We start from the raw sequence: 25,739 nt of genomic DNA, 5'->3' as shown, positions 1-25,739 counted from the left end.
CGCAAGGGGCGCGGCTAGAGTGGGTCGCGTGGCAGGACGGATTCGGGAGAGCGACATCGCGGAGGTGCGCGAGCGGAACCGGATCGACGAGGTCGTCGGGGAGTACGTGGCACTGCGCCGCGCCGGTGGGGGCAGCCTGAAGGGCCTCTGCCCGTTCCACAACGAGAAGACCCCGTCCTTCAACGTCCGCCCGGCGCACGGGACCTTCCACTGCTTCGGCTGTGGCGAGGGCGGCGACGTCATCAAGTTCGTCCAGAAGATCGACCTGATCTCGTTCGTGGAGGCCGTCGAGCGGCTGGCCGACCGGGTCGGCATCCGGCTCACCTACGAGGGCGGCGGCGCGACGATCCAGCGCGACCGCGGCAGCCGCACCCGGCTGGTCGAGGCCCACCGCCTGGCCCAGGAGTTCTACGCCGAACAGCTGGTCACCGACGAGGCGCGTCCGGCGAGGGACTTCCTGTCCGAGCGCGGGTTCGACGCCGCCATGGCCAAGACGTTCGGCTGCGGGTACGCGCCCGGCGGCTGGGACAAGCTGACGAAGTTCCTGCTCAACCGCGGCTTCGAGGTCAAGGAGCTGCTCACCGCGGGGCTGTCGAAGGAGGGCCAGCGCGGCCCGATGGACCGGTTCCACCGGCGGCTGGTCTGGCCGATCCGGGACGTCGGCAACGACGTCGTCGGCTTCGGCGCGCGGCGGCTGTTCGACGACGACCGCATCTCGGCGAAGTACCTCAACACCGCCGAGTCGCCGATCTACAAGAAGTCCCAGGTCATGTTCGGCCTCGACCTGGCCAAGCGCGAGATCGCCAAACGGCACCAGGTGGTCGTGGTCGAGGGCTACACCGACGTCATGGCGATGCACGCGGCGGGCGTGCCGACCGCGGTCGCGTCGTCGGGCACGGCGTTCGGCGAAGACCACATGAAGGTGCTTCGCCGGCTGATGATGGACGACGACGCTTTCCGCGGCGAAGTGATCTTCACCTTCGACGGCGACGAAGCGGGCCAGAAGGCCGCGCTGAAGGCGTTCGAGGGCGACCAGACGTTCGCCGGCCAGACGTACATCGCGGTCGCGCCGGACGGCATGGACCCCTGCGAGCTGCGGCTGGCCAAGGGCGACAGCGCGGTGAAGGACCTGGTCGCGCGGCGGACGCCGCTGTTCGAGTTCGTCATCCGCAGCACGCTGAAGAACTACGACCTCGACTCGGTCGACGGCCAGGTCGCGGCGCTGCAGAAGACCGTGCCGATGGTGGCGTCGATCAAGGACCGGGCGGCCCGCGACGGCTACGCGTCGAAGCTCGCCTGGTGGGTCGGCTGGCAGGACGTCGCCCAGGTCGTCAACCGCGTCCGCGGGGCCGCGGGCGTGACGGACAAGCGCGGCGGGGCACCGCTGCGGCAGCCGGCGCGGGCGCAGGCGGCGCCGGCCGCGCCCACGCAGGACGTCGCCCGCCCGGCCCCGAAGGACCCGCGGTTCGCCGTGCAGCGCGAGGCGCTGAAGGCGGCGCTGCAGCAGCCCGCGATCGCCGGGCCGGAGTACGACGCGCTGCCGTTGGAGGCCTTCACGCACCCGGTGTACGTCGCCGTGCACGAGGCCGTGCTGAAGGCGGGCGGCGCGGGATCGGGCCTGACCGGGCCGGCGCTGCTGGACGCGGCCGCCCCGCACTGTCCGGAAGGGACGGTCCGCCGGGTGCTCTCGGAGCTGGCCGTGGAACCGTTGCAGGCCAAGGACGAGGTCGACTCCCGGTACATCTCGTCGATCCTCGCGCGGCTGCAGGAGAGCCTCGTCGGGCGGCAGATCGCGGAGATCAAGGGCAAGCTGCAGCGGCTGTCGCCGGTCGAAGCGCCGGACGACTACCGCGCTCTGTTCGGCGACCTCGTCGCGCTGGAGCAGTACAAGAAGTCGCTGGGCGAGCAGGCGGCCGCCGGCGCGTGGAGCTGAGATGAGTTTCCTGCGCCGCCTGCTCGGCGACCGCACGCCGCCGGGCTTCGCGGGTGCGCTGGCGCCGGGTGAAGAGGTCGTGGACAGCGCCCCGGTCGAGGGCGGCGGGCACCTGGTCGTGACCGCGCTGGGCCTGTGGATCCCGGCCGGCGACGGAGCGCGCCGCGTCGGCTGGCACCTCATTGGCAAGGCGGCCTGGGCGGACGGCGTCTTCACGCTGACCGAGTCGGCCGAGGTCGGCACGGCGGGCTCGGCGGTCGTCCTGGCCGATCGCCCGCCGGTGCGCTTCCGGCTGCCGTCGCCGGGCAGACTGCCGCGCGAGGCCTACCAGCGCGTCGAGGGCTCGATCCGCTCGCGGCACCGGCAGGAGATCGGCACCGGGGGAGCGTGGTTCGTCCAGCGCAAGGTGCCCGGCCGCGACGGCACGGTGCTCCAGGTCCGGCCGGACCCCGGCACCGACGTCGCCCTGGTCGAGGCCATCGCCGAGCAGGTCGCCGCGAAGCTGGTCAACCCGGCGCAGTAGCAGTACGCTCGTACTCAGTACGAGCGTACTGTTATTCGGGAGGTCGTCGTGTGGGATCCGGGCAAGTATCTCGACTACGCGGACCTGCGGGCCCGGCCGTTCTACGACTTGACGTCGCGCATCGGGGCTTCGGAGCCGCGGCGCGTCGTCGACCTGGGCTGCGGCCCGGGCAACCTGACTGTCACCCTGCGCGACCGCTGGCCTGCGGCTGTCTTGGAGTGCAGCGATAGTTCACCCGAAATGGTGGAGGCGGCCCGCAAACGCGGCCTCGACGCGGCACTGCTCGACGTCCGCGACTGGACACCGGCGCCCGACACCGACGTCGTGGTGTCGAACGCCGTCCTGCAGTGGGTGCCGGACCACGCGGCGCTGCTGCGCGGATGGGCGGCCTCGCTGCCCGCGGGGGCGTACCTGGCGGTGCAGGTGCCGGGCAACTTCGACGCGCCTTCGCACGTGCTGACGCGCGAACTGGCGGCGTCCCCGGCCTGGGCGTCCCGGTTGGCCGAGGTGGTGCTGCGCGAGGACGACGCGGTGTCGACCCCGCTGGAGTACGCGAACCTCCTGGCCGACGCGGGTTGCGCCGTCGACGCCTGGGAGACGACGTACGTGCAGCCGTTGCGCGGCCCGTCGCCGGTGCTGGAGTGGATCACCGGAACGGCGTTGCGCCCGATCCGCGCAGCGCTGTCCGACGCCGAGTGGGAGCAGTTCCGCGCTTCGCTGGCTCCCCGCTTGGAGTCCGCCTACCCGGCGCGGCGTGACGGGGTCACGTGGTTCGAGTTCCGCCGGGTGTTCTTCGTGGCCCGCGTCAGCGCTTGAGCTTCTCCCCGATCTTGGCCCGCGCCACCCCGGCGGCGCCCTGGACCATCGGGTGGTCGACGACCCGGCGGTAGGTGCGCACGAGCTGCTCGTACCGCCCCCGGCCTGCCTTGGCGCCCAGTACGTACCCCAGGCCTGCCCCTAGCAGGAACTTCTTCATCCGCGTCCACGCCTTCCGTCGTTAGGTCGTCCGACTGTCCATTGTCCAGGAAAACCGGCCGGCCGGGGGCGGTTGCGCTAAGTGGGGGGTGGTGTGAAGGGCCTTGGAGGGATGGGCTAAAGTTCTTCTCGTCGGTCGGAGAGACCGGCACCGGAAGTGAGCAACATTCCCCTGTAGCTCAACTGGCAGAGCATTCGGCTGTTAACCGGAGGGTTCTTGGTTCGAGTCCAAGCGGGGGAGCAAAGCCCAGGTCGATGACCTGGGCTTTTTTGCTGCGCCGAGCAGGGGCGATTCAGTGTCTATCTTGACGGTCGTCCAGACGGCAACCTGACCGCCTGTCCCCGCTGCCCGTGACGCCGTCGTCGGCAGGTGGACTTGCTGGGCGGCGACGGCCAGACCGCGGCCGTTGCCGTTGCTTGACCCCGGGCGCGGTGACCGGCGTGGTCGACCGGCTCGAGCGCGCCGGGCTGGCCCGTCGCGCCCCGGACCCGGCCGACCGCCGCAGGCTGGTGATCACGGCGGTGCCCGGAGCGTTCGGCAAGGTGTTCGCCGGCCTCGACGCGGCGATGGCGAAGCTGATGGCCCGCTATTCCCCGGCCGAGCAGGCGGTGATCGCGGACTGGGTGACGAACACGGTCGGCGTCCTGCGCGAACAGACCCGGCTGCTCAGGAAGCGGGAGCACTCTTCTCGACGAGTTCCCTGATTCCGCAGCCGCAATCCCGCCGCGCGCGACCGGGACCGGTCCCCCGGCCGTACCGCCCGCACTTCGGCGCATGCAGCTTGAGGGTGCGCCGGCCGTCGCCAGGCAGGGCAGTATCGGCACCCTGCTGTACCTGTCGTTTCTGGTGCCCTTCATCAATGCCGGGGGTCCGGCGCCTGCCCGACACCGGACGGTCCGGCTGGTGGTGCGTCGGTAAACCGGGGGGAGAACCGGTACGGCCCGCCGCCGCGGTGACCGAGCGTCATAACCAGGTGCGTCCGGCGGGGGTCGTCGGGGAGGATCGTCGTGTGGAACGGATGGACGGGGCCGATGATCCGCGCGTGGCTTTCGAGGCGAGGCTGAGCGGGCTCGTGGGCCGCCGGGTTCTGGGCGTGGATTACTGGGACGTCCACAACTTCGCCCCCGAACCCGCGCGGTGGGATTACGGCAGCTGGCACCACGCTGTGATGGGCGTCGGGCTCGTCACCGACGCGGGCCCGGTGGCGGTCACCTGGACCGGCACCTTCTACACCTACGGGGTCGAAGTCTTCGACGGCCCGATCGAAGACCATCTCGCCTTGGGTGAGGAGGGGCCGGAGCGCATCGGACCCGGTCCCGCGAGCCGGTGGGACCGATACCTTCGCACGCCGATTCGCGGCGCCGCCGCGTATTGGGAGCGGTTGGAATTCCGGCCGGGCCGGCGAGCCGACGGCAGTGTCAGGCCCGCGCACGCTGTGGACGTTCCGATGGTGGTGCGCCTGGACTTCGCCGCGGGAGCGGTGTGGTTTGTCGCTGCCATCCCGGATCCCCCGGATGGGCAGCGGGTGTTCGGCGGCGGCGACGAAATCATGGTGGTCTTCTCGCCCGAGAAGATGCGCGAAATGGGCTTCGGCGACCCCGCGTTCGGTCAATAGCCCGCCGACGGGTCACCGGCCCAGCGGCGAACCGCGAACCGGCTGCCGTCGCGGCGGACTTCGGCCGCGCCTGGTCCGCCGAAGTGGGCGGGGACGACCAGCTCGCCGGTGTCCGCGGCGCGTTCGAGGATCGCGCGCCGGGTGGTGGCGGCCTGCTGCGGGTCTTCGCAGAAGCAGCTGCTGTACTCCGGCGCCACGATCTGTGCGGGGCTGTGCAGCAAGTCGCCGACGAACACGGCCCGGTCCGCGCCCGAGGACACCCGCAGGACCGACGAGCCGGGGGTGTGGCCCGGGGCGGCTTCGAGGGTCAGGTTCCGGTCGAGGCGGTGGCGGTCTTCCCACAGTTCGGCCCGGCCGAGGACGGGGGCGACGCTGTCGGCGTAGACCAGCAGGCTGCCTTCGCGGCGAAGCTGCTCGTGCGGGGTGCGTGGGGCGGGACGGCGGTGGGCGTTGCCCGGGTCGAAGTACGCCTGGTCGGCGCGGGGGATCAGGTAGGTGGCGCGGGGGAAGGTGGGCACCCAGTCGCCGTTGCGGAGTTCGGTGTTCCAGCCGACGTGGTCGTAGTGGATGTGGGTGTTGACGACGACGTCGACGTCCTCCGGCCGGACACCGGCCGCCGCCAGCCGCTCGAGGAACGGGGTCGCGAGGTGGTCGAACAGGGGGATCTGCGGCCGGTCCCGGTCGTTGCCGACCCCGGTGTCGACCAGGATCACCCGGCCCTCGCTGCGGAGCACCCAGGTCTGCACGGCACCGCGGTAGCCGCCGGTCTCCGGGTTCCAGTGGTCGGGGGCGAGCCACCCGGCGTTGCCGGTCCAGAGCTCCGGCGGGCTGCCGGGAATGATCGTCTGCGCCGGAGCGATCTCACCCTGCCACTCGACGACCTTGATCACTTCGACTTCACCGATGTGCATGACGCCACGCTAGGACGGTGAGGCGAGCTTTCCCATGCGTGATCGGCTAGTCCTGATGCTCGATCGTCTCAGGGCTACGATGGTCGCGTGGACGTGCTGAGTGACGCGATCGCCGCGGTGCGGGTCGGGCAGCCCACGTCGAACCGGCTCCGGGCCGGCCCGGAGTGGTGCTACCGCTTCGCGTCGTACGAGGGCGCGGGCTTCCATGTGCTGCTGCGCGGCAGCGGCTGGCTGCTCCCGGACGACCGGGAGCCGGTGGCGCTCGGCCCCGGCGACGCGGTGCTGGTGCCGCACGGCGGCGCGCACGTCCTCTCCTCGACGCCGGACGGCGCAGGCGCGGTGCCGTTCGAAACGGCGGTGGCCGAGCCCGCGGGCCGCACCGAGTTCCTGTGCGGCAAGTACCGGCTGTTCCACGCGCGGCGGCACCCCTTGCTCGCGAGCCTGCCGGAGGTCGTGCACCTGCCGGCGGAGGTCGGGCGGCACCCCGAACTGCGCGCGGCGATCGATCTGCTCGGTGCCGAGGTGAGCGAGCGGCGGCCGGGCTCGGCCACCGTCCTCACCGGCCTGCTGGACCTCCTGCTGGTCTACCTGATCCGCGCCTGGCTGGACGACCACCCGGGCACGGGCTGGACGCAGGCGTTGCGGGACCCGGAGGTCGCGGCCGCGCTGGAAGCGCTGCACGAGCACCCCGAAGCGCCGTGGCGGATCGAGGACCTGGCTGCCGTCGCAGGCCTTTCCCGGGCTACCCTGGCCCGCCGGTTCACGGCGCTGGTCGGGCAGCCGCCGATGGCGTACCTGACTTGGTGGCGGCTCACCACCGCGGCGCGCCTGCTGCAGGACACCGACCTGCCCCTGCCGTCGATCGCCGCGAAGGTCGGTTACCGGTCGCCGTTCGCCTTCTCCCACGCGTTCAAGCGCCGGTTCGGCACCGCGCCGGGCGGTTTCCGGGGCCTCCACCGGACCTGATCGTCGCCGGCCGGCACGTCGGTGCGGACCCGGTCCCGGGACGCCGGCCGTGGACGGGCTGGCACACTCGGGCGGTGATCCTCGGATACGTCCTCGCCGTGCTGGCCGCCGTCGCCTCGGGCAGTGGTTCCATCCTGGAGTCGGCCGGGGTCCGGCGGGCCGGTGCCTTCGGCGGCTCGCCCCAGGACCTGGTCGCGCTGCGCCGGCAGCCGCTCTACTTCCTCGGGATCGGGGTCGATCTGCTGGGGTTCGTCTTCGCCGCGGCCGCTTTGCACCGCCTGCCGCTGTTCCTGGTCCAGTCGGTGCTCGCGTTCAGCGTCGGCGTGACCGCCACGATCTCGGCCATCCTCGGCGTCCGGCTGGCCGGCGCCGGGTGGGCCGCGCTGGGGGTGGGGGCGACCGGCCTGGTCCTGCTTGGCCTGTCCGCGGACCCGGGCCCCGCGCGCCTGTTGCCGCCCGGGTGGAAGTTGCTGTTGGTGGGCGTGGCGGTGGTCATCGCGGCGATCGCGTTCGCCGCGCAGCGCCGGGACGGCCGCTGGTCGCCGATCGTGCTCGCATTCTGTGCCGGGCTGGGGTTCAGCACCGTCGGGATCGCGGCGCGGACGCTCGAGGTGTCCGGGCCGGTCTGGCGCCTCGTCCTGGAGCCGGCGCTGTGGGCGATGATCGCCAACGGGCTCGTCGCGGCGGCGGCGTTCGCGATGGCCCTGCAACGCGGCCGCGCGACCGCGGTCACCGCCATCATGTTCACCACCAACACGGCGGTGTCCTCGCTCATCGGCGTGGTGGCGCTGAACGACCGCGTCCGCGACGGCTTCGGCGCCGCGGCCGCGGCGGGGTTCGTCCTGGCCGTCGCCGGCGCGATCGGCACCGCGCACTACGCGGCCGCCCATCGGGCGGAGCCCAGCACTTCCACTGCGTGAACGAAGCCGGCGGACGCCGGTCCCGAGCCACTCGGGAGTGCGAGCGGTCAGCGGAGGGTGTCGAGAAAGTCCTTGACGGCGGCGGCGAAGCCCTGGGGGTCGGTGGTGTGGACGAAGTGGTCGCCGTCGAGTTCGGTGAGGTGGGTGTGGGCGCGGCGGGCGACGATCTCCCGGCCCTGCTCAGGGGGCATGACCTGGCTGTTGCGAGCCAGCACGAACAGGGCGGGGCAGTCGGTGGAGGTCCAGTCGGCCCAGTGAACGCCGTGGGTGGCTTGCTCCGAGGCGATGGTGTCCTGCGGGTGGAACGGCAGGCGCCAGCCGCCGTCGGCGGTGGGGCGAAGCCGCATGATCATCGCCGCGGGCGGCGCGCTTTGGGCGATGGCGTGTGGCGGGATCCGCCCGCTCAATGCGCGGGCGTCGCCGAGGGAACGGCGTGCGCGACCTGCATGCGGCGCCCCGCGGGGAACTCCCGGCGGGGCGCCCTGGGCCGTGGACTACGGCACGCACGCTGGACGAGGGGGGCCGCAGGGCGCTGGTCCGCTGGACGAGAGGGCGGCAGGGCGCTGGTCGAGCTGGCGCGCGCGGGGCTGACCGGCACTTGCTCCGGGTGCCCCGCCGCGGCCATGGGGCGGACGCCCTGATGTCCGGTGCCCTCGGCGGCCGCGCTCTGCCGGGACGGGCCGTTTCGGCGCCGGGTTCCCGTGGTGGTCCCGGCGCCGGAGTCGTCTCGACCACCGTTCGCGGGTCGATCCACAGCCGTCTTTCAGGCCGAGTCGCACCAGCGGGGTTCTCGAGGCGGTCCAGATCTTGGGTTCCCGGACTGAACCCGGCCCGGGGTCGCCTCACCACCACACCTCGAGTCGGCCCCGGTTACCGGATCCCGGGTTGGCCGCTACCGAAGCCGCCGCCATCCCGTGCCGTGATCGGCCGGGCCGGTCACTCGGCCGTGCGCCTCTGGATGGGGCGCGCGGCCGCGGCGTAGAACTCCGCCGGGTCCTGGGCGAGGCCGGCCTTCGTGGTCCGGGTCCACTCGTCCGCGAGGACCTCGACCGCGCCGTCGGCCAGGCCGTCGAGCGTGGCCGCGATGACCTCGCTCGGCTTGAGCTTGGGCCCGTCGTAGTCGGCCGTCATGTCGGTGGCGGCGGAGCCGAGGTGCACGCCCAGCACCTGCGTGCCCTGCCCGGCGAGTTCGACGCGGGTGCCGGCGGTCAGGCTCCACTCCGCCGCCTTCGCGGCCGAGTACGACGTGGCTCCGTCCCAGGAGAACCAGGACAGTACCGACAGGACGTTGATGATGGCCCCGCCCCCGTTGCCGCCGAGGATGTCGGCGAAGGCGCGGGTGACCGCCAGCGTGCCGAAGAAGTTGGTCTCCATCTCCCGGCGCACCTGCGCCAGGTCGCCGCGGATGAGGTTCTGGCCGGTCGCGATCCCGGCGTTGTTGACGAGCAGAGTCACGTCCCCCGCCTGCCGGGCGGCCTGCTCGACGCTCTGCGGGTCGAGCACGTCCAGTGCCATGGGCACGACGCCCGGCGTCGTGATGGTGCTGGTGTCGCGCGCGGCGGCGTACACCTTCTTGGCGCCCCGCTCCCTCAGCTGCTCGACGAATTCCCGGCCGAGGCCGCGATTGGCCCCGGTGACCAAGGCGACCGATCCCGCGATCTCCACGATGGTGTCCTTTCCTGTTGGCGTTCCGATCGCAGGCTAAAATCTGACACTGATGTCAGGTTCAACGAGAAGTGGCGGAGGTTACGGTGAGCGAAGGAGACCAGCGGATGCGCATCGGCGACCTGTCCGCCCGCACGGGCGTCAGCATCCGCTCGCTCCGGTACTACGAGCAGCGCGGCCTGCTGGCCTCCACCCGGACGACGGGAGCGCAGCGGCTTTACCCGGAAGACGCGGTGGACCGGGTGCGCCTGCTGCGCCGGCTGTTCGACTCCGGGTTGTCGAGCGAGACGATCGCCGCGCTGCTGCCGTGCGTCGACACCCCCTCGGAAGGCATCACCGCGCAGACGCTGGAAGTGATGCGACGTGAGCGCGAGCGGATCGACACGCAGATCTCCGCCCTGCTCACCACGCGCGACCACCTCGACGCCCTGATGGCCGGGGCGGCGGACCACCTCGCCCGGCAGCGTGACGACGCACTCGCCGCCACGGCCTGAGCGAGCGCCCGTTCCACCACCTTGCACCTCTTCGCCGAGGTCGCGGACCTGTGGCAACAGCAGGACTCAGTGCTGGTGCCGCTCCGGCCGTCGAAGAGGACTCTCCGTGCCGGTGAGCGACGGCGGCGCAGCATCAAACCCCGCTTCTTGACTTCCAATCAAGAGGGTCCTAGCCTTCGCGTCAATCGGCTCTTGATTGCAAGTCAAGAGCGTCCGAGCGAGCTGGCTGAGGCAGGCGATGGAAACTTCGGCGGAGAAGGACGGTCACACTGCGTCAGTACGGCGGGACGTGTGGTTCGAGTCCGGCGGTGTGCGGTGCGCGGGGTGGCTGTACTCGCCCGCAGTGGAGAGCGGGCCTCGGCCGTTGGTGGTCATGGCGCACGGGTTGGGTGCGGTGCGGGAGTGGCGGCTGGACGCGTTCGCGGAGCGGTTCGCCGCGCAGGGGTGGATGGTGCTGGTGTTCGACTACCGGTACCTGGGGGCCAGTGAAGGATCTCCTCGGCAGTTGCTCGACATCGGCGACCAGCTCGACGACTGGCGGGCGGCTCTGGCCTACGGCCGGTCCCTGCCGGAGGTCGACCCGGACCGGATCGCGGTGTGGGGGACCTCGTTCGGCGGCGGGCACGTGCTGCGGGTCGCGAGCGAGGACGACGGCGTGGCCGCGGTGGTGGCCCAGTGCCCGTTCACCGACGGTCCGGCGTCGTTGCTCTCCCGGTTCCGGGCCGGCCCTCTGAGCATGGCCGGGCTCGTCATTGCCGCGCTGCTCGATGTCCTCGGGTCGGTGTTCGGGGCGAAGCCGGTGCTGGCTCCGGTGGTCGGGGTGTGGTGGATGCCCGCCTTCCTGGTGTCACCGACCGCGATCGCCGCGGCGTCCAAGCTGATCCCGGCGGGCTCTCGGCTCTCGCCGCGCACCGCCCGGTTCGTTACCCGGATTCCTGCCGTGGGCAAGGGGTTGTCCGCGACCGTCGAGACGGGTGGGCAGCCGTTCCGCCCTGGCGACACCGCTGTCGGCCGCGACACGATCTGGGGTGTCATGATGGGCTCGGACGGCGGCGACAGCGCCAACGCGGTCGCGGCCCGGCTGGCGTTGCGGTTGCCGCTGTACCGGCCGGGCAAGGACCTGCGCAAGATCGCCGCGGCGACCCTGCTGTGCGTGTGCGACGACGACCGCGCCGCCCCCGCGCGCACCACGGCCCGCCTCGCGGCCGGGCAGGACCACGTCCAGGTCAACCACTACGACGGTGACCACTTCGACATCTACGTCGGTGACCTGTTCGAGCGTGCCGTCGCGGACCAGATCCGGTTCCTCGCGGCCCGGTTCGGCCGGTAGCCAACCTGCCGCGTCACCTGGAGCCGGAGGAGTCCGGCACGGCAGCGATGCCGCGGGCACTGCGCACCAAGGTTTCGACGACGGCGCGATCGCCCGCGGTGTCGCCTGCGTGGGTCAGCATCCCTTCGACGACGAACACCCCGATCCGGGTCATCGCGGCCTGCTCGGTCTCCGGCACGCCCAACGCGGCCAGGTGCCACCGCAGGATCGCCTCCACCTGCGCGTGGAAGGCGTCGTGCCAGACCCGCAAAGCCTCCGAGGCCGCGACCCTGGCGTGCACGGTCGTGATCAGCCGATCGACGCGCCGCAGCTCGGTGACTGCCCACAGCAACTGCTCGACCGGCGGTTCGGCCGAGCGTTCGGCCACGCCGGCCAGGAACTGCGCGAACAGCGCGTCCAGCACGGCGACCAGTACCTCGTCCTTGTCCTTGAAGTACCAGTAGACGGTGTTGGAGGTGACTCCCGCCTCGCGCCCGATCCGCGTCACCGTCGTGGGGTCGTAGCCGTCTTCGACGAACAACCGTGTGGCCGCGGCGACGATCTCGCCGCGTTTCTCTTCCCGGTCTTGCGGGCGTCGGTTACGCGGCATCCCTCACCTGGCCAGATCCTCCACGCTGGAACCCCACTGTAAACGGATGCGGCGCCACAGGCGGTCTCGACCCGGCACCGCGCACCGGACACCCTTCGACGTCGGCCGCGGTGCCGGGCGTCGGGGTCAGTGCCGCACCCGCGGGTCGAATTCGCGCGGGAGCGCGTCGGCACGCGATCGCACCGGTCACATCATGTCTCCTCGACCGCCATTCCGGTCAGGCTGGCCAGCACCGGTGCGGGCAACCGGGCAGCGAGCGCGAGGCGGGCGCTGTTGCGAACTCTGTCAATTGCCCGCACACGCACGCACTGATTCCCCGATCCGTCGAGCGGTTCCCCGGATATACGAGCACACGGCGGCTCGGATGTCCTGCAACGGGGCGTCCTCAGCGCGTCGGCGTAGGACGAGCTGTCCGGCGGATTCGAGGTGTGCTGCGGTCCGTTCGTGGGTGCGAAGACCGCAACGACTCCAAGCGCTTGCCGCTACTACTTGACTGGTGAGACGCGGTGTAACACAGGACTAGCTGTCGACGACTGTGCTGCACGACCCCGTTGAGAGGTGCCGAGTGAACGACAGCGTGTGGACGAGCCAGGCCGTGCTGGACAAGGTATGCAGGGCGCTTGATCGGTTCACCGTCGCGCATCCGGAAGGACACCATTTCGGCCGGCCGTTCGTGACCGCCTATCAGCTGGCGATTCGCGTCGACGAGATGTATCCGGAGCTCAAGGACGCACTGGGTATACAGGTCGGCGGTGCCGCGACGGGTGGTCGGGCCAGCCTCGCCCAGTACCTCGCCAACCAGCTGTCGAAGAAAATCAAGGCACACGGCGACCAGTTCCCTGTCGAGGGTGCGTACGTATCCAACGACTATGTCGTGGCGATGACCTTCCGGGGGGCTGATGGCCGCGAGCGGTCGAGCAGCCTGGTCGGCAGCGGATACGACCTTTCACTGTTCCGTCTCCGGCACCCGTAGGTGTCTGGTCTGTCGACGTGCGGGCCGCCGTGGGCGAGGAAGAACAGGCCGGGACAGACGGCGACGGTGCGGTGGACCCGTTGGATCATGGTCATGGGTGGCCGACGTCGTTGCAGGCGCTGCGGTTCCGGCTATGCTTCGAACGTGCGCTGGGGTGACGAATGGCCTGGATTGGACTCACGTTTCAGGGTCCGGCCACGCCGTCTCTTCGGACCCTTCTACTCGGTGCGGATCTTCGATGAGAGGACCGGCGCAGAGGTCCATGTCACGGGAGGATCGTTCTTGACTGGTCGATCTTCCGTTCGCCGGGCAGTCAAGAACGCCACCGCTCGATACCTTCGACGCGATGCAGCCGGACGCCACGAGCCGGGCAGAAGGCGCGGCTACTAAATCGCCCTCAATGCGGCATGAGCGTGCGTTCGGCGGCGTCACTGCACGAAGGTGATCGGATAGCCCGATGTACCACCATCGAGCAGGTGGTCGTCGTGGCCCTTCAGGAACCGGGTGAAGAACGACGCCACCAGTGCTCGTGTCGCTGCCACGGCGCGGTGTCCGTCGACCGTTCCGACCGCCGCCGCCAGTACCTCGGCCGGTACCCGGCCCGCCAGCTGGGGGAGCAAGGGCTCGGCGTCGGTGAAGGACGCGTGCCCGGAGTCGTTCAGGGTGACGTCCGCCTTCCAGCCGCGCTGGTGCCGCCAGAACGCCGCCCACGACGGCTCGCGGTGGATATCGCTTCCGCCCGCTGCCGAATTGCTGCCCAGCAGCAGGAACGGGCGGTCCAGACCGTGCTGGGCGACCTCGCTCAGATTCGTGCCGTCCGGCTCCACCGAGTACTCCAGTGTGCCGTCCATGTCGACGCCGGCCTTGATCCGGGGATCGGTGTACATCGTGTTCGCGGCCGTGAAGCCGCCTCCGGACTGCCCGAACATCCCGATCCGGCGTAGGTCCATGCCCGCGCTCAGCCTGCCCGGCAGGCTCGCCAGCCGGTCGAGCACCAGGCCGGTGTCGGCCGTGCGCGCGTCCACCAGCTTCCTGAAGAACGCCGGCGTCGTGCCGGTGCGGTACGCCTGGTCCCAAGCGGCCAGCAGCGGGCCGTTGCCGGTCACATGACCGTCCGGGAACTGGACCGCCGGTCCGTCGCCGGGGTGGTCGACGGTGACCACCACGAAGCCGCGCGATGCGAGATCCTCGACCAGCGAAACGTTCCAGTCTCGCGGGTCCCCCGCGCCGGGGGAGTACAGCACGACAGGGAAGCGCCCGGGCGCCATCGCGGCGTCGCGCACGGAGTGCGTCTTGGTCGACGCCCAGTCGACCAGGCCGGCCGGCAAGCCGAGGTTGCCCCCGGCCACCGCGGCCACCGCCGCCGGGAACTGGTTGGTGACCGGGGAAGCCGCACTGTGGACAGCCGGGTGGAAGACGCTGATCATCAGCTCGCGGTAGGGCTGTGCCGGCACCCACGGATCGGGCCGGGTGCCGTCGACGAGGCGGAAGCTCGATTCGCCGACGGCGTAACGGCCAGTCGGCGCGGGAAGCGTGAGCGTCAGGCCCTCGGCCGCGGACGCCGCCGGAGCCGAGACGGCGAGCATGATCCCGGCCAGGGAAGCGGCGATGAAACGAGAACTGCGCATGCGGGATTCCTTCGGCGGCGGTGACGGTGACGGGATCGAGCTTTCCGTCCCGCTGCCTCGCCGACCACCAGGCCGGCCGGGATGCTCCACTCCGGAAAACCGGAATCCACCAAGGCAGGCAGCCTCGTTGACAACCGGCGGGGAAACCGGTCCTGGACGAACGCGGTGGCGTCGTCCGTTACGACGACGCCACCCGTCAGCCCCCCGTCAGTTGTCCCGGCAGACCGTCACCGGCGAAGTCCACCAGGCCGGCCGGCCGGTCGGGTAGACCAGGGCTCCGACCGTGACGCACGCGAAGCTCGGCAGGTCCGCCCAGCTGTCCCCGGGGCCGTTCTCGCCGGTGCCCAAGTGGTAGGACCGGTCGGGTGCCGGGAACCAGCCCGACTGACCGCGGGTGGAGGTCCACCGCAGCTGAACGTCCACCCACCCGCCCGACCAGTCGTTGCGGTGGTACCGGCTGCTGAAGCCGGTCCACCAGCCGAGGACCTGGTTGAGGTGCAGGCAAAGCTGGTCTCCGTCGGTGGTGACCGTCAGGCAGTGCTCCTGGTCCGGTGGGATCGGCGCCGCGTCCGCGGCGGGGCTCAGGCCCACCAGCGTTCCCAGGGCCACCAGCGCGGCTGTCACGATACGTGTTCTCCCCATGGTTTCCCGCTCCTGTCCGGGGTTGGTTTGCCCCACCACGGTGCACCCCGCTGTTACTCTTCGACATCACGGGAAACCGCGCGCGGAAGGTCGGAAACCTGGGTGGTGCCGGGACGGCAGCCAAGGATGATCATGACTATGGCAGGACGCGTCGGGTGGACAGCGGCCGCGCTCGCGTGGGCCGCCGCTGTGACCGTGGCCGCCTGGCCGGCCACGGAGTCCCCGGTCTGGGTGTACGTTCCCTTGCGGCTGTTCGGGTTCGTCGCCATCGTGATCGGCTACCTCGCGTGGAACCGCCCCGCCTGGTCCCGTTGCGGGCACCTCATCGTCCTGCTGGGGGCGACCTACTACCTGGAGGACCTGCAGTTCGCGGCGGCGTACCCGATCGGTTTCTGCCTCGCGTACCTGTGGACGGCCGTCCTGGCGCACCTCGTCCTCACCTGGCCGAGCGGGCGGGCGGCGTCCGCATCCATCCGCGTCCTCGTGGCGGTCTGCTACGCCGCCGCGGTCGGTTCACAGGTGGCGCGCTACCTCGTCGACGCCCCCGCCCCGCGGCGGTTCCTGGGCAGCCCGTACGACCACACGACCACGGCCAAGGTGGGCAGTGCCCTGGTCACCGCGCTCGCCGTGGTGGTGGTCCTGGTCGTCGCCCACCGGTGGCTGCACGCCAGCGCGGTGCGCCGGGGAGCGGCCGGACCCGTGTGGACGGCCGTGGTGATCGTCGGCGTGCTGGCCACGCTGCCCGGGATCGCCGGCATCCTGGGGCTGAGCGTGGTGCTCGAACACGGTCTCCGGCTGGGCGCGCTCGCCGGCGCCGTGCTGCTCGTGCCCGTCATCGTGTTCGCGCGGAACGCGTACCTCGCCCGGCTGCGCTGGCGCCTGACGGCGCTCGTGCTGGACCCGGAACGCGAACTGGACCTGCCCACCGATCCGGGCGCGGTGCAACGGGCACTGGCGGCGATCCTGCGCGACGAGCGGCTGCGCCTCGCGTACCCACTGCCCGGCGGGTCCTCTGTGGACGTCCACGGCCTGCCGTTCCGGCCGAGCCCGGACCGGGCGCTGACCACGATCCGGCGCAAGGGCGAGGCCATCGCGCTGCTGGAACACGACGAGGCACTCCGCGACGTCGACACGGTCATCGCCACGACCGAGGCGGTCGCCGGCCTGGCGATCGAAAGCGCCCGCCGTTACGCGCTCCTGCTCGCGCAGGTCGAACAGATCCGCACCTCCCGGCTCCGGCTGGCCACCGTCGCGTTCGAGGAACGCCACCGCATCCAACGCGACCTGCACGACGGGGCCCAGCAACAGCTCCTCGCCGTTCTCGTCCTGCTCGACCTCGCGCAGCGATCGCGGGGCGACGCCACGGGAACCGTCCGGCAGGCCCATCACCAGCTGAAGGACGCGATCGCCTCGCTGCGCCACCTGACCCAGGGCATCTACCCGGCGGCGCTGGTCGAACACGGGCTCGCCGCGGCCGTGGAAGGACTCGCCGATGTCGCGCCCATTCCGGTTTCGTTCACGATTCCCCGTACCCGCTGGCCACGGCACCTGGAGGCCACCGCGTACTTCACCATCTCCGAGGCGCTGGCCAACATCTACAAGCACGCGGACGCCGGTCACGTCCGGATCGAGGTCCGCCAGGACGAGCGGACCGCTTACCTCGAGATCATCGACGACGGACGCGGCGGGGCCGACCCGGCGGGCAGCGGGCTGAGCGGCCTGAAGGACCGCGTCAACACCGTCAACGGGGTGCTGCGCGTCGAATCCACCGCCGATCACGGAACCCGCATCACCACCACGTTCCCCCTGGAGGCACCGTGAGAGTCGCCATCGTCGAGGACGAGCCGCTCTTCCTCGACGCCCTCGCCACATCACTGGCCAGCCAACAGGTCGATGTCGTGGCCAGGGCACGTCACGCGGACGAAGCGCTCGCCCTCATCGACCACACGGCACCCGACGTCGCCCTGCTGGACATCCGGTTGCCCCCGGGTTTCACCGACGAAGGGCTCCGGCTGGCGGAGCGGGTACGGGCGGCCTACCCCAGCGTCGGCCTGCTCGTGCTGTCCTCGTACGCCGAGGCCGCCTACGCCGAGCGGCTCATCAGCATGGAGCAGGACACGGCCGCGGTCGGCTACCTGCTCAAGGAGCGCGTCGGCGACGTGGCGGAACTCCTCGACGCGCTGCACCGGGTAGCGGCGGGTGACGTCGTCGTCGACCCGTACGTCATCACCCGGCTGATGTCGCGCCGACGGCGTCACGACCCGCTTGCCGCACTCACCGCGCACGAACGGCGCGTGCTCGGACTCGTGGCCGAAGGCCGCTCGAACCTGGGCATCGCCCAGGAAACCGGCTGCCGGATCACCACCGTCGAGAAGCACCTCACCGCCATCACCGGCAAACTCGGCCTCACCCAGGCGACGGACCGGCGCAGCGTCAACGTCCGCGTGCTGGCCACCCTGGAATACCTGCGCAACACCGAATGACCGGGGAAACCGCCGGTGTGAAGCCGGCGAGCGGGCCGAGACAGACTCCGCCGCGGCCCGCTCGGGGGAGGATCAGCCGGTCACGGCGCTGTTGACCGCGCCGAAGTCGAGGCCGCTCTCCAACGTGGTGCAGGTGCCGTGTTCGAGCAGTTCGGCCGCGGCGCGCTGGGCGACGGCGTAGGCGGCCTGTGCGATCGCCGTGCCGACGCTGATCCGGCGGACGCCGGCCGCTTCCAGCTCCGCGACGGTCGGCGCGCCTGGCCACACCATGACGTTGACCGGCAGCGGGCTCTCCTTCACCAGTGCCTTGAGCGTGTCCAGGTCGACCAGGCCGGGCACGAAGAGACTATCCGCGCCCGCGGCGGCGTAGGCGCCCGCGCGGGTCAGGACGTCGTGCAGACGGCCCTCGGGTGCGCCGATGCCGAACAGGTAGACGTCGGTACGGATGTTGATCCACAGCTCGGGCAATCCGGCCGCCGTCGCCGCTTCGCGGGCCGAGCGGATCCGCTCGCCCTGTGCCGGGACGTCGAAAAGCGGACCGCCGGGGGAGGTCGAGTCCTCCAGGTTGATCCCGACCGCGCCGGCCTCGACGACCGCGCGCACGGTGGCCGCGACGTCGTCGTAGCCGCCCTCGATGTCGGCGGTCACCGGAACGTCGACGACGCGGACGATCCGCGCGACCAGTGCGGCCATCTCCGCGCGCGTCAGGCCGTGCCCGTCGGGGCGTCCCGCGGACCAGGCGATCCCGCCGCTGGTGGTGGCGATCGCCGGGGCACCGGCCCGCGCGATGAGGGCGGCGCTGGCGGCGTCCCAGGCGTTCGGCAGCACCAGGGTGCCCTCGTGCAGGGCACGCAGTTTCTCGGCGAGCTCCCGCCGGTTCGTGGACATCCGTTCTCCTTTTCGGTGTTCAACCCGCCGATGTGGACACACCGGCGGCGATCAGGTGGGTGGCGGCGAAGGCGCGCCAGGGGTGCCAGGCGGCGGCCAGCCGGCCGGCGTCGGCGGAGGGGCCGAGTTCGCGCAACGCCGTCTCGAGCGTGCGCTCGGCGGCCGGAAAGGCGTCGGCGTGGCCCAGCCTCAGCGCGATCTCCTGGGCGGTGCTCGGCTCGATGCCGGGCACCGCGGTCAGCGCCGCGGTGCAGCCGGCCAGGCTCGCGCCGGGGTCGAGCAGGTTCTCGTCGGCTGCTACCGCTGAGGCGAACGTGCGCAGCGTCCGCTCGGTCGCCGCGGACAGCCGGGCCGCGGTCAGGTCCGCCCGGGCCAGGGTCCCGGCCGACGGGAACAGGTGGGTGAGGTCGTGCTCGAGGCCCGGCACCGGCCGGCCCGCCGCCTCGACGAGCCCGGCCAGCTGCCGCCGCACCCGCGTGCGGACGCTGTACTGGCTGAGCACGGCTTCCACGGCGATCTCGAAGGGCCCCCAAGCCCCGGGCACACGCAGGCCGGGCCGGGCGTGCAGCAGCGGGCCGAGCACCGGGTCGGCGGCGAGCCCGGCTTCGGCCGGTGCCGGATCGGCGTCGACGCCGAACATCCGCCCGACGCGGTCGACGACGTGGATGAGCCCTTCCCAGAACGGCATGTGTGCGGTGAGCAGGAGGTGGTCGTCGCTCCCGCGCGTCACCTCGATGACGCCCGCCTCGCCGTCGAGGCTGATCGTGCGGCGATAGACGCCTTTTCGTACCGACTCCACACCGGGGACCGCACGCTCGGCCAGGAACGCGCTCAGCGCCTCCCAGTGCAGGGGCGGTGAGAACGGCAGCCGCATCATCAGCCCGCCGTCCGCGGCGAGCCGGTCGGCCTTGCGGCGCCGGTTGCGCAACTCGACCGGGGAGGCACGGAAGACCAGCTTCATGTCCCGGTTGAACTGGCGGAGGCTGCCGAACCCGGACGCGAACGCGATGTCGGCGACAGTCAGGTCGGAGTCGTCGAGCAGCCGGCGCGCGAAGTGCGCCCGCCGCGAGCGGGCCAGCCCGTCCGGCGTCACGCCGAGGTGGTCACGGAAGAGCCGGCGCAGATGCCGGGGCGAAACCGCCAGCCGCTCGCCGAGGGCCGCCTCCGTCCCGGTGTCCAGCACCCCGGCGATGATCAGCTGCACCGCGCGGCAGACCAGCTCCGGCGCGTCGGTGGCGACCGGGCCGGCGACGCGGTACGGGCGGCAGCGCAGGCACGCGCGGAACCCCGCCGCCTCTGCCCCAGCGGCCAGCTCGAACGTCTTCACGTTCTCCGCGAGCGGCTTCGCCCCGCACCCGGGACGACAGTAGATGCCCGTCGTGACCACGGCCGAGAATGTCGTCATGTCCTCAGGTGTAGGCGACTCGGGCCCGGCCGCGCTAGCCAGATCCGGACATGACCGTGGGCCGGTGCGCACCCTGCCGAAGACGTGTCCGGATCCGACCCGACGCCCCGCATCCGGCCGGGCGGCTCGGGCCACACTGCTGACCAAGACCTACGACCAGAACCGGACCTATCCCAACCTGCACGGCGATGGGCTCGTCACCGCCGACGGCAGTGCTGCGCCGGCAGATGACGTTCGAGGCGGATCCCTACGCACGATGCCCGGAGGGTGTTGGCGGTGCACGTCGCTGTCGAGGTCCCCGGCGCGCCGAGCCTGAGCCCTCCGGCCAGCGTCCAGCCGAGGCCGGTCAGGTAGGGAGCCGCTCTGGCGGTGCGCAAAGTTGACGGCCAGTCGCCGCGCAGGTCGACCGCGACTACCCGCTTGCAGACGAACGTGTGCGTTGAAGCCACTGCCCGAACCGCGCTGGCCCGTAACTTCGAGGTCGCCGTGCCCAGTGGCGCGGTGTCAACCGACGGCCCCGCTTTGCATGAGGGTGCGCTCAATTCCCGGCGCGTCCTCTATGCGGAGGTCGCCCCGTGGCGAGCTCCTCGAGCCCGGTGCGGCCTGGGACCGTGCATTCACCACGCCGAACTACGGCCGCGATGCGGCGTATTGGGCCGAGCCAGCCGCCACCGCGTGACATAGAAACGGCTTGCTCGGATGGGTGACGCTCCGCGTAAGGAATTGTCTGCCTGTATGGTCGTCGCGACGGTGGAGCCAGAAATGGCCGCAGGGGGGCCGTTGGCGTTCCAGCTTGGCCAGGTCGTGCTCGCGGAACTCGACATGCCCGAAGCCGACGCGCAGCTGAACGAGCTGCTGCAGCCCGGCGGTCAGAGAATCGAGCCTGCCGCCGAATACGAGGCCCGGGACCTGAGCGGCACCATCAGCGTCGTCGATGCGCATGCATGGTGATCAGTGTCGGTATCCGGCGCAGCTGGGCGTCACAGATTCCGTGTCTCAGCTCGCCGACGTGCTGTTCCAGACGTACGTCACTGCCGTTCAGCGCGCCACGGTCGTCGGACTCGCCAACACCGCCGAGCTGGCGGCCGCGCGGCCTGTGGAGAAGATCCTTGTCCCCGACGAATCGCTGCCGTATGACGAATGGATCGCCCGGCCTGTTCCCATGGTCAGTGGCGTGCGGAGTCCGCGCGGGTACTTCGTGCTGCACCTGCGGGGCGGAAGTCCCGCGGGGGTGACGGGGTGGGTCTAACGGCGATCGGGCTGCTCCGACAGGTGTGTGAGCACGTAGTACTCGAGGAAGCTCAACCGGGCGTTCCGCTGGAGCTGCGCTTCCAGGGTCGCAGGCAGGCGCTGGGCGAGCCGCATGAAGGCGCGCCACGCCGACAGCTCGTCGGCCGTGAGCCAGCGCTGCCCGGGTTTCGAAGCCACCGTCGGCTGCGCGGCGGCCAGCGTGAGGTGCGGAAACTTCCGTGACGCGCTGGCCGTCCGGCACGACCGGATCGGCTTGATGTGGCGCGCTCAGGCGGAGCAGGCAGCGCTGATCGCTGTAAGCGTCGTCCTGGCCGCCTCCGGACGCCACAGCACAGCTGTCGCGTGGCGGGGGCTTGTGCGGTTGGATCGGGCCGGGACAGACGTGGTGGAAGGTGCGAGGCGGATGGGTAGCGATGTCGACGGGCCGGATCCCGCCCGGATCGCCGACGTCACCGGCTTTGTGCGCGAGGTCGACCTGTTGCGCCGGCTGGCGGCTCGGGGCACGGGTAAAGCCCGGGTCAGCCTGGCCGATCTTGCTCGCCTGGTCGATGTGCCCCGCTCGACCGTGCACGCGTACATTTCCGGCAAGATCCACCCACCGTCCGACGTGTTCGACCGGATCGTGATCGCGTTGGGGGTTCCCCGTGCGGAGTGGGGCAGCTGGAACGATGCATGGTTTCGGGTGGCCGGCCACCTGCACTCGGAGAAACAGGCGGGCGACGGTCCGCCGGTTCCCCGGCAGCTGCCTCTCGGTGTCGGCGGCTTCGTGGGGCGCGAGTCGGACCTCGCCGCGCTCGATCGGCTGCTGACCGGCTCGTCGGACAGCCGGGTCGCGTTGCTCACGGGGATGCCGGGGGTAGGCAAGTCGGCGGTGGCGATCCGCTGGGCGCACCGGGCCGCGCCGGGCTTCCCCGATGGCCAGTTGTTCGCCGACTTGCGGGGGTTCGCCGATGCCCGTCCGGCCGACCCGGCGGACGTTCTGACGGGGTTCTTGCGCGCGTTGGGAACGCGCGAACGTGATCTGCCGAGGGAGCCGGACCAGCTCGCGGCGCGCTTCCGGTCCGCGGTCGCCGGACGGCGTGTGCTGATAGTGCTCGACGACGCGAGCAGCGCCGAGCAGATCCGTCCCTTGCTGCCCGGTACGCCGGGATGCGCCGTGTTGATCACCAGCCGTACCCGGCTGATCGGGTTGGTCGCCCGGGAAGGTGCCGAGTCGCGGGAGCTGGGGCCGCTCGCGGTGGACGACGCCGTCGTGCTGGTCGGGCGCACCGCCGGCCCGGATCGGGTCGACGCCGATCGAGCGGCGGCCGTCGAGCTGGCCGAGGTCTGCGGACGGCTGCCGCTCGCGCTGCGGATCGCCGCGGCGATCGCCCGCGTGCGGCCGGGCACGCCGCTTGCCACGATGGTCGAGGAGCTCCGTTCGGCCGACCCCCTCGCGGTTCTCGACGCGGCCGTCGACCGGGAGACCGCGGTGCGGACCGCCATCTCGCTGTCGTACCGGGCGCTGGAACCCGAAGTGCAACGGGTGTTCCGCCTCTGCGGCCTGTTCCCGGCTGGCAGGATCACGTTCCCGGCACTCGCCCACGCGGCGGAGTTGGAACCGGAAACCCTGATGCCGGTCATGTACACCTTGCTCGACCTGCACCTCGTCGTGGAACGGACACCGGCGCGGTACGTCCAGCACGCGCTCCTGCACTCGTGGGCGCGGGCTCGCTGCCTGGCAGACGATGACCACGACCAGCGGGCTCGCGCGCTGCACCGGCTGATCGGCCACTACGCCGGGCTGGCCACCGAGGCAGCGCAGCTGCGGCATCCGCGCTCGTACCGGGACGAGTACGCGAGCTTCCGCCACCGGGAATCTTCGTTCTCGGCAGCTGACGAAGCGCTCGCCTGGTTCGACGTCGAATTCACCACCTTGACGGCGCTGGCCCGGCAGGCCGCCGAGACAGGCCTCGACGCTCTGTCGACTCAGCTCTGCGTTGCCCTGCACCCGGAATTCGAACGTCGCCGTTCCGCGGAGTGGATTCCGGTCAGCGAGGCCTCGCTCACCGCGGCGCGCGAAGCCGGAAGCGCGGCCGGGCAGGTGCTGTGCCTGCGGGTACTCAGCGGCGCGTACTGGAGCAGGGCGGATCACGAGCAAGCGCTTCGCTACCTCGACGAGGCGGCGAAACTCGCCGGTGAGCTGAACGCGCCGAACCTCCGGGGACTGGTCCTGAGCGACCTGGGACGCACGTCGATCTCGATGGGTCGGCTCCGGGACGCCGCTGAGTACTACCGGCAATCCGTCGACCTCGAGCTGGTGGGGGAGGGGGCCGCGTCCGTCCCGAACCTCGTCGTGCTGGGCGACGCACTCTGGGAACTCGGTGACCTCCGCGGTGCCTACGACCTCCACACCCGGGCGATCGAGACGGCGACCCGGCAGGGCTACGCCGCCGGGCTCCAGCTCGCGGAAAGTCACGCCGGCCGGTCCAGCCAAGCGCTCGGTGAGCTCGAGCGTGCTGTCGAGCACTACCGGACCGGTCTCGACCTGTGCCGGTCGACCGGCGAGCACGCAGACGAGGCGAGTGTTCTCGCCAACCTGGCGGGAGCGTTCCGCGACCTGGGCGACCACGAAAATGCCCTGGTGGTCGCCCGCGACGCCTTGGTCAACGCTACCCGGCTGGCCATGCTTCGGACGCAGGCCGGTGCACACCACGTCATCGGCACGGTCATGATCGAACTCGGCGATGTCGAAGCGGCCCGCGTCGAACTCGAATCGGCGCTGGACCTGTCGACCGAAGCAAACCACCCTCGTGGACGCGGTGACGCGCTGGTCGCCTTGTCCGCGGTCCACCGGCACCGGAAGGCGTTCGGCGAAGCCTACGACGCGGCCGGCCGCGCACGGGTCATCAGCACGGAGACCGGGCACAGCTTGATCCTGGCCGACAGCCTGCTCGCCACGGCGAGCGTCGACCTCGAACGCGGCGACGTCCCGGCCGCGCGAGGCCACGCCGAACAGGCGCAGGCCATCCACGAGCAAGCGTCGTGCCGGCTCGGCGTCCAGCGCGCCGACGCCGTACTCAAGTCGCTGCCACCTCGGCGCCGGTAGCAAATTGCGACGTTCACCAACGTCCAGCTTTGTCCAGAATCCGCTCCTCGGCCGTGGCTCCTGTGGTGCAGTGTGGCGGCCGTCGTTCCAGTGGCGAAGGTGAGCCGGTGGATCCGGTGTCGGCAGACGGTTCGGCGTGCTGAGCCCAGGGAGGGAGGCGAAGCCGCCGAACCGTCGTGACTGGCGTGATGAGGGGCTGGATGAACAGCGGGAAACGACTGGCCACGATCGTCGCAGCCGTAGTGGTCGCCATGATGCCGGCTGCCGCAGTCGCACAAGACGCCTGGCCGGTACCGAGTCGCAGCCGCGTCGAGCGTTCTTCCGGCCTGCGCACGACAGGTCAGCGCTTGTGTGGCGTTTCGATCCAGAGAACCAACGCCATTGCTCGCCAGGGCGAAACGGGCGTGACGGTGTACAGAATCGTGTCGCTGACTCTCCATATGGATCTTCAGTGTGGACGGTCGGGTAAGACATTTCCTTTGTCAGATTGGGAGAAGGAAAGATGACGCGACGGATTCGAGTGGCTGTGACGAGGACCGGAGGCGTTGGGTGCACAGCTAGAGCGACTGGGTGCCGAGGACGGCGGCCAGCGCCAGGCGGTCGGCGTCTTCGCTGCCGGGCTCGGCGGTGTAGACGCTGATGCGCAGGTCGTCCAAGGCGACGAGCAGCGTGTCGCAATCGAGGTTGATCAGGCCGACCGCCGGGTGGTCGATGGTCTTGCGCCGGGACGGGTCGGCCGGGGGTGGGGGTGCCTCGGCGTCCCAGAGTTCGGCGAACCGCGCGCTGCCCGCGGCCAGGTCGGCGAGCAGACGCCGCAGCGCGCGGTCGGCGGGGTAGCGCGACGCGGTTAGGCGCAGGTCGGCCACTAGGCGGGCTTCGTGTTCGGCCTGTTCGCGCGGGGTGTGCACGACGCGGGAAGGCAGCCGGGCGAGGTTGCGCCAGACGGCGTTGCGTTCCAGCCCGCCCCAGGTGGTCGTGTCGCCCATGAGTGCGTTGTAGGGAGCGTTGGCCAGCACAAGCGTCCAGGTGGCGTCGTAGACGACCACCGGGGTGTGCGACAGCCGGTCGAGCAGCCGTTGCACGCTCGGGGTGACCCGCGACGGCACGACGTCCGGACCGGGCGCGGCGTGCCCGGCCAGCCGGTAGAGCAGGTCACGTTCGGCATCGGCCAGGCGCAGCGCGCGCGCCAGCGACTCCACGACCTGGGGCGACGGCGCCCTCGCGCGTCCCTGCTCGAGGCGGGTGAGGTAGTCGGTCGAGACGCCGGCGAGCGCGGCCAGTTCTTCGCGGCGCAAACCGCTGGCGCGGCGCCGCCGGCCCGCCGGGACACCGACGGCCTCGGGTGCCACCCGGTCGCGCCAGCGGCGCAGCGTCCGGCCGAACTCCCACGCTTCCACGCCGTCCATTCTGGACGAGCCCGCACTGGTTGTCCTGGCCCTGGTGGTCCTACGAAAACCGG

At 71.2% G+C, this 25,739-nt stretch carries 27 protein-coding genes and 1 tRNA gene; 17 read left to right on the top strand and 11 right to left on the bottom strand.

The window, feature by feature from the left end; all coding sequences use genetic code 11:
• The first annotated feature begins 19 nt into the window (after positions 1 to 19).
• Genes dnaG through DV20_RS08180 form a run of 3 tightly spaced genes read left to right on the top strand, consistent with a single transcriptional unit; the run spans position 20 to position 3,272 of the window.
• Entirely contained in the window at positions 20 to 1,933 is a 1,914-nt protein-coding gene (gene dnaG, locus DV20_RS08190; RefSeq protein ID WP_043777939.1) for a DNA primase, read from the top strand.
• 1 nt (position 1,934) lies between these two features.
• Positions 1,935 to 2,456: a hypothetical protein gene (locus tag DV20_RS08185; protein ID WP_200876372.1), complete on the top strand. Its 522-nt coding sequence runs from the start codon at positions 1,935 to 1,937 to the stop codon at positions 2,454 to 2,456.
• Between the two features lie 48 nt (positions 2,457 to 2,504).
• Positions 2,505 to 3,272, top strand: coding sequence for a trans-aconitate 2-methyltransferase (locus DV20_RS08180; protein ID WP_043777935.1), 768 nt, complete (start codon positions 2,505 to 2,507; stop codon positions 3,270 to 3,272).
• Here the strand turns inward: DV20_RS08180 and DV20_RS45765 are convergent.
• A complete protein-coding gene (locus DV20_RS45765; protein ID WP_003097798.1) occupies positions 3,262 to 3,432 on the bottom strand; it encodes a hypothetical protein in 171 nt (56 codons plus the stop codon). The genes DV20_RS08180 and DV20_RS45765 overlap by 11 nt on opposite strands.
• 167 nt (positions 3,433 to 3,599) lie before the next feature.
• On the opposite strand from DV20_RS45765, the gene DV20_RS08175 reads away from it, so the two are divergent.
• From DV20_RS08175 to DV20_RS08165, 3 genes are all read left to right on the top strand, one after another.
• A tRNA-Asn gene (locus tag DV20_RS08175) sits at positions 3,600 to 3,672 on the top strand.
• A 110-nt stretch (positions 3,673 to 3,782) separates the two neighbouring features.
• Positions 3,783 to 4,136, top strand: coding sequence for a MarR family transcriptional regulator (locus DV20_RS08170; protein ID WP_268747403.1), 354 nt, complete (start codon positions 3,783 to 3,785; stop codon positions 4,134 to 4,136).
• A gap of 305 nt (positions 4,137 to 4,441) precedes the next feature.
• The gene (locus tag DV20_RS08165; protein ID WP_200876371.1) at positions 4,442 to 5,047 is read left to right on the top strand and encodes a hypothetical protein; all 606 of its coding nucleotides are present in this window, start codon (positions 4,442 to 4,444) and stop codon (positions 5,045 to 5,047) included.
• Here the strand turns inward: DV20_RS08165 and DV20_RS08160 are convergent.
• Positions 5,041 to 5,958 carry an MBL fold metallo-hydrolase gene (locus DV20_RS08160; RefSeq protein ID WP_043777930.1) on the bottom strand — a complete coding sequence of 306 codons (918 nt, stop codon included), beginning with the start codon at positions 5,956 to 5,958 and terminating at the stop codon, positions 5,041 to 5,043. The two genes, DV20_RS08165 and DV20_RS08160, sit on opposite strands and share 7 nt — an antisense overlap.
• Positions 5,959 to 6,045: 87 nt before the next feature.
• Between DV20_RS08160 and DV20_RS08155 the strand changes: the two genes are divergently transcribed.
• A complete protein-coding gene (locus DV20_RS08155) occupies positions 6,046 to 6,924 on the top strand; it encodes an AraC family transcriptional regulator (RefSeq protein WP_043777928.1) in 879 nt (292 codons plus the stop codon).
• A 74-nt stretch (positions 6,925 to 6,998) separates the two neighbouring features.
• A complete protein-coding gene (locus DV20_RS08150) occupies positions 6,999 to 7,844 on the top strand; it encodes a hypothetical protein (protein WP_043777926.1) in 846 nt (281 codons plus the stop codon).
• 47 nt (positions 7,845 to 7,891) lie between these two features.
• On the opposite strand, the gene DV20_RS08145 is transcribed toward DV20_RS08150, so the two are convergent.
• Positions 7,892 to 8,191, bottom strand: coding sequence for an alpha/beta fold hydrolase (locus DV20_RS08145; RefSeq protein ID WP_152603655.1), 300 nt, complete (start codon positions 8,189 to 8,191; stop codon positions 7,892 to 7,894).
• A gap of 589 nt (positions 8,192 to 8,780) precedes the next feature.
• The gene (locus DV20_RS08140) at positions 8,781 to 9,509 is read right to left on the bottom strand and encodes an SDR family oxidoreductase (protein ID WP_043777924.1); all 729 of its coding nucleotides are present in this window, start codon (positions 9,507 to 9,509) and stop codon (positions 8,781 to 8,783) included.
• An 86-nt stretch (positions 9,510 to 9,595) separates the two neighbouring features.
• Here DV20_RS08140 and DV20_RS08135 point away from each other — a divergent pair, with 86 nt between their 5' ends.
• Together DV20_RS08135 and DV20_RS08130 are read left to right on the top strand one after the other, a co-directional pair.
• The gene (locus tag DV20_RS08135; protein WP_235190740.1) at positions 9,596 to 10,003 is read left to right on the top strand and encodes a MerR family transcriptional regulator; all 408 of its coding nucleotides are present in this window, start codon (positions 9,596 to 9,598) and stop codon (positions 10,001 to 10,003) included.
• Positions 10,004 to 10,241: 238 nt separating this feature from the next.
• Positions 10,242 to 11,333 (top strand): alpha/beta hydrolase, encoded by a 1,092-nt coding sequence (locus DV20_RS08130; protein ID WP_043777917.1) that lies wholly within the window; start codon positions 10,242 to 10,244, stop codon positions 11,331 to 11,333.
• A 13-nt stretch (positions 11,334 to 11,346) separates the two neighbouring features.
• Here DV20_RS08130 and DV20_RS08125 read toward each other — a convergent pair whose 3' ends face one another.
• On the bottom strand, positions 11,347 to 11,922 hold the full coding sequence (locus DV20_RS08125) for a TetR/AcrR family transcriptional regulator (protein ID WP_043777913.1): 576 nt from the start codon (positions 11,920 to 11,922) through the stop codon (positions 11,347 to 11,349).
• Positions 11,923 to 12,487: 565 nt separating this feature from the next.
• Here DV20_RS08125 and DV20_RS08120 point away from each other — a divergent pair.
• On the top strand, positions 12,488 to 12,895 hold the full coding sequence (locus tag DV20_RS08120; RefSeq protein ID WP_152603654.1) for a hypothetical protein: 408 nt from the start codon (positions 12,488 to 12,490) through the stop codon (positions 12,893 to 12,895).
• 428 nt (positions 12,896 to 13,323) lie between these two features.
• Here DV20_RS08120 and DV20_RS08115 read toward each other — a convergent pair whose 3' ends face one another.
• Positions 13,324 to 14,523 (bottom strand): alpha/beta hydrolase family protein, encoded by a 1,200-nt coding sequence (locus DV20_RS08115; protein ID WP_043777912.1) that lies wholly within the window; start codon positions 14,521 to 14,523, stop codon positions 13,324 to 13,326.
• A gap of 207 nt (positions 14,524 to 14,730) precedes the next feature.
• A complete protein-coding gene (locus DV20_RS45450; protein ID WP_160169707.1) occupies positions 14,731 to 15,165 on the bottom strand; it encodes a hypothetical protein in 435 nt (144 codons plus the stop codon).
• A 138-nt stretch (positions 15,166 to 15,303) separates the two neighbouring features.
• Between DV20_RS45450 and DV20_RS08105 the strand changes: the two genes are divergently transcribed.
• Both DV20_RS08105 and DV20_RS08100 read left to right on the top strand, forming a co-directional pair.
• On the top strand, positions 15,304 to 16,986 hold the full coding sequence (locus tag DV20_RS08105) for a sensor histidine kinase (RefSeq protein WP_160169706.1): 1,683 nt from the start codon (positions 15,304 to 15,306) through the stop codon (positions 16,984 to 16,986).
• On the top strand, positions 16,983 to 17,648 hold the full coding sequence (locus tag DV20_RS08100; protein ID WP_043777904.1) for a response regulator transcription factor: 666 nt from the start codon (positions 16,983 to 16,985) through the stop codon (positions 17,646 to 17,648). Before DV20_RS08105 ends, DV20_RS08100 begins: the two co-directional genes overlap by 4 nt.
• Before the next feature lie 72 nt (positions 17,649 to 17,720).
• Here the strand turns inward: DV20_RS08100 and DV20_RS08095 are convergent, their stop codons facing one another.
• Together DV20_RS08095 and DV20_RS08090 are read right to left on the bottom strand one after the other, a co-directional pair.
• The gene (locus DV20_RS08095; protein WP_043777902.1) at positions 17,721 to 18,536 is read right to left on the bottom strand and encodes an isocitrate lyase/PEP mutase family protein; all 816 of its coding nucleotides are present in this window, start codon (positions 18,534 to 18,536) and stop codon (positions 17,721 to 17,723) included.
• A gap of 19 nt (positions 18,537 to 18,555) precedes the next feature.
• Positions 18,556 to 19,941, bottom strand: a complete 1,386-nt coding sequence (locus tag DV20_RS08090; protein ID WP_043777901.1) for an AlkA N-terminal domain-containing protein — start codon at positions 19,939 to 19,941, stop codon at positions 18,556 to 18,558.
• A gap of 369 nt (positions 19,942 to 20,310) precedes the next feature.
• Here DV20_RS08090 and DV20_RS47290 point away from each other — a divergent pair, with 369 nt between their 5' ends.
• The 3 genes from DV20_RS47290 to DV20_RS08080 are packed head-to-tail and all read left to right on the top strand — an operon-like array spanning position 20,311 to position 21,190.
• Positions 20,311 to 20,625, top strand: a complete 315-nt coding sequence (locus tag DV20_RS47290) for an isochorismatase family protein (protein WP_200876370.1) — start codon at positions 20,311 to 20,313, stop codon at positions 20,623 to 20,625.
• Positions 20,626 to 20,676: 51 nt separating this feature from the next.
• Positions 20,677 to 20,892, top strand: coding sequence for a hypothetical protein (locus DV20_RS08085; protein WP_043777899.1), 216 nt, complete (start codon positions 20,677 to 20,679; stop codon positions 20,890 to 20,892).
• 58 nt (positions 20,893 to 20,950) lie between these two features.
• Positions 20,951 to 21,190, top strand: a complete 240-nt coding sequence (locus DV20_RS08080; protein WP_152603652.1) for a hypothetical protein — start codon at positions 20,951 to 20,953, stop codon at positions 21,188 to 21,190.
• On the opposite strand, the gene DV20_RS08075 is transcribed toward DV20_RS08080, so the two are convergent.
• The gene (locus DV20_RS08075) at positions 21,187 to 21,369 is read right to left on the bottom strand and encodes a hypothetical protein (RefSeq protein ID WP_043778062.1); all 183 of its coding nucleotides are present in this window, start codon (positions 21,367 to 21,369) and stop codon (positions 21,187 to 21,189) included. The two genes, DV20_RS08080 and DV20_RS08075, sit on opposite strands and share 4 nt — an antisense overlap.
• On the opposite strand from DV20_RS08075, the gene DV20_RS08070 reads away from it, so the two are divergent.
• Positions 21,338 to 24,280, top strand: coding sequence for an ATP-binding protein (locus DV20_RS08070; RefSeq protein ID WP_235190739.1), 2,943 nt, complete (start codon positions 21,338 to 21,340; stop codon positions 24,278 to 24,280). The genes DV20_RS08075 and DV20_RS08070 overlap by 32 nt on opposite strands.
• Before the next feature lie 557 nt (positions 24,281 to 24,837).
• On the opposite strand, the gene DV20_RS43740 is transcribed toward DV20_RS08070, so the two are convergent.
• Entirely contained in the window at positions 24,838 to 25,677 is an 840-nt protein-coding gene (locus tag DV20_RS43740) for a helix-turn-helix transcriptional regulator (RefSeq protein WP_084093374.1), read from the bottom strand.
• Positions 25,678 to 25,739 lie beyond the last annotated feature (62 nt).

Origin of the sequence: Amycolatopsis rifamycinica (assembly GCF_000695625.1) — a bacterium.
Classification (GTDB): domain Bacteria; phylum Actinomycetota; class Actinomycetes; order Mycobacteriales; family Pseudonocardiaceae; genus Amycolatopsis; species Amycolatopsis rifamycinica.
The sequence above is the reverse complement of the archived record's forward strand: the minus strand, read 5'-3'. Positions and strand labels throughout refer to the sequence as shown.

Bases quoted from the DNA above. Each gene is read 5' to 3' on its own strand.
- DV20_RS08090 (WP_043777901.1), bottom strand. From the start codon at position 19,941: ATGACGACATTCTCGGCCGTGGTCACGACGGGCATCTACTGTCGTCCC.
- DV20_RS08105 (WP_160169706.1), top strand. From the start codon at position 15,304: ATGGCAGGACGCGTCGGGTGGACAGCGGCCGCGCTCGCGTGGGCCGCC.
- DV20_RS08185 (WP_200876372.1), top strand. From the start codon at position 1,935: ATGAGTTTCCTGCGCCGCCTGCTCGGCGACCGCACGCCGCCGGGCTTC.
- DV20_RS08145 (WP_152603655.1), bottom strand. From the start codon at position 8,191: ATGCGGCTTCGCCCCACCGCCGACGGCGGCTGGCGCCTGCCGTTCCAC.
- DV20_RS45450 (WP_160169707.1), bottom strand. From the start codon at position 15,165: ATGGGGAGAACACGTATCGTGACAGCCGCGCTGGTGGCCCTGGGAACG.
- DV20_RS08130 (WP_043777917.1), top strand. From the start codon at position 10,242: ATGGAAACTTCGGCGGAGAAGGACGGTCACACTGCGTCAGTACGGCGG.
- DV20_RS08095 (WP_043777902.1), bottom strand. From the start codon at position 18,536: ATGTCCACGAACCGGCGGGAGCTCGCCGAGAAACTGCGTGCCCTGCAC.
- DV20_RS08125 (WP_043777913.1), bottom strand. From the start codon at position 11,922: ATGCCGCGTAACCGACGCCCGCAAGACCGGGAAGAGAAACGCGGCGAG.
- DV20_RS08085 (WP_043777899.1), top strand. From the start codon at position 20,677: ATGGTCGTCGCGACGGTGGAGCCAGAAATGGCCGCAGGGGGGCCGTTG.
- DV20_RS45765 (WP_003097798.1), bottom strand. From the start codon at position 3,432: ATGAAGAAGTTCCTGCTAGGGGCAGGCCTGGGGTACGTACTGGGCGCC.
- DV20_RS08115 (WP_043777912.1), bottom strand. From the start codon at position 14,523: ATGCGCAGTTCTCGTTTCATCGCCGCTTCCCTGGCCGGGATCATGCTC.
- DV20_RS08160 (WP_043777930.1), bottom strand. From the start codon at position 5,958: ATGCACATCGGTGAAGTCGAAGTGATCAAGGTCGTCGAGTGGCAGGGT.